General features: G+C 40.5%; 1 protein-coding gene and 1 pseudogene. One reads left to right on the top strand and one right to left on the bottom strand.

Annotation, left to right across the window (positions count from 1 at the left end; translation table 11 throughout):
• A partial coding sequence (locus tag F6K37_RS41305) for a response regulator (RefSeq protein WP_287257073.1) occupies positions 1-1,105 on the top strand: 1,105 nt, incomplete at its 5' end.
• 273 nt (positions 1,106-1,378) lie between these two features.
• Here F6K37_RS41305 and F6K37_RS41300 read toward each other — a convergent pair.
• Positions 1,379-1,685 (bottom strand): annotated as a pseudogene (locus F6K37_RS41300) (tRNA 2-selenouridine(34) synthase MnmH); the annotation flags it as partial.

The following is a 1,685-nucleotide window of genomic DNA, read 5'->3' as shown; positions in this document are numbered from 1 at the left end:
CCAGCCTGACTTGATCTTACTGGATGTGATGATGCCCCGCATGACGGGCTATGAAGTCTGTGCAAAAATTCGCCAGAAGTTTTTGCCCAGTGAACTTCCGGTGATCATGTTAACCGCCAACAATCAAGTTTCCGATTTGGTAGAAGGGTTTACTTTTGGGGTAAATGATTATCTGACTAAGCCTTGTTCTAAACATGAATTGTTAGCCCGAATTAAAAGTCATCTACGGCTTTCTAAAATTACCTCTGCTTATGGTAAGTTTGTCCCCCATGATTTTTTGCGCTTCCTGGGATATGACAGTATTGTTGATGTTAAATTAGGGGATCACGTTCAAAAAGAAATGACTGTTCTTTTTGCTGATATTCGCTCTTTTACCAGCCGATCAGAACAGTTATCTCCTCAAGAAAATTTTAATTTTATTAATAGCTATCTGAGTCGAGTTAGTCCAGCAATCCGCGCTCACAACGGTTTTATTGATAAATACATTGGAGATGGAGTTATGGCACTTTTTCCTGAGTCTGCGGATGATGGGGTTCAAGGTGCACTTGAGATGCAACAAACAGTTGCGCTCTACAATCAGCATCGGTGCCAAAGTGGTTATGTTCCGATTACTATCGGTATTGGTTTACATACAGGTAGCTTAATGCTAGGAACCATCGGTGAACAAAAGCGGATGGAAAGTACGGTTATTTCTGATGCAGTGAATCTTGCTTCCCGCTTGGAAGGATTAACCAAACTTTATGGTGCAGGGATTATGATTAGCCAACAAACCCTCTATAACCTGAATCAGTTTCAAAAGTACAGTTATAGGTTTCTGGATCGAGTCAAAGTTAAGGGAAAAAATAAACCGGTGGCAGTATTTGAGCTATTTGATCAAGATCAGCCGCAACTGAAGCAGTTAAAGAGACAAACTAAGAGTAACTTTGAACAAGCTGCATTTCTCTACCATCGGCAAGCCTTCGCCCAAGCTGAACGGATATTTCAGTCAGTTTTACAAACCAATCCCGAGGATAAAGCAGCCATGCTCTATGTCAAACGCTGCCAAAGGTATCAAAGTTATGGGGTGCCAGAGGACTGGGAACGGGCAGAAGCGTTGCACGAGTAATAATTTGGCGTTGCCCAATTGTGCAATATAGCGCTACGTGTAAGGCAAGAGGCAAGAGGCAAGAGGCAAAAGTTTACGTGCATTAGCAAATGAGCTTTTATCAATGTCCTAACTTTAATGAGTAGTGCTATAATTGAGGGTAATGGGTAAAAAAATAAACTATGAACCTAACCGAAACAACCGGACAGTATCTCATTCTTTGTTATCAGTAATTTATCATTATACTTTGATAAGTACTCGGACATAAAATCTAGAATTGCTGATTAACTATCCTTAGCATAATTCCGTCAAAGACATCAAACTATTCACAAAAGTCTGAACACTCTGCTCTGATAAATCCACAATCGGTAAGGTAAATTCTACATTTCCATAACACTTACTAATCGAGCGGCGGTAAGCTGGATCATAATGAGTTTCAAGCAAATCTCCTACCAAAGCATGACCTTGACCCTGATCAATCATTCCATACCACTGGTTAATTTTTTTCCAGCCATAGCGAGACCTTAGACACTCTAGTTTAGCTTTGCAAAACTCAGGGTTAGTACCCAAGTGAGGATACTCTTGCAACAACCATTCAATT

The organism is Moorena sp. SIO4E2, assembly GCF_010671945.1.
Classification (GTDB): Bacteria; Cyanobacteriota; Cyanobacteriia; order Cyanobacteriales; family Coleofasciculaceae; genus Moorena; species Moorena producens.
The sequence above is the reverse complement of the archived record's forward strand: the minus strand, read 5'-3'. Positions and strand labels throughout refer to the sequence as shown.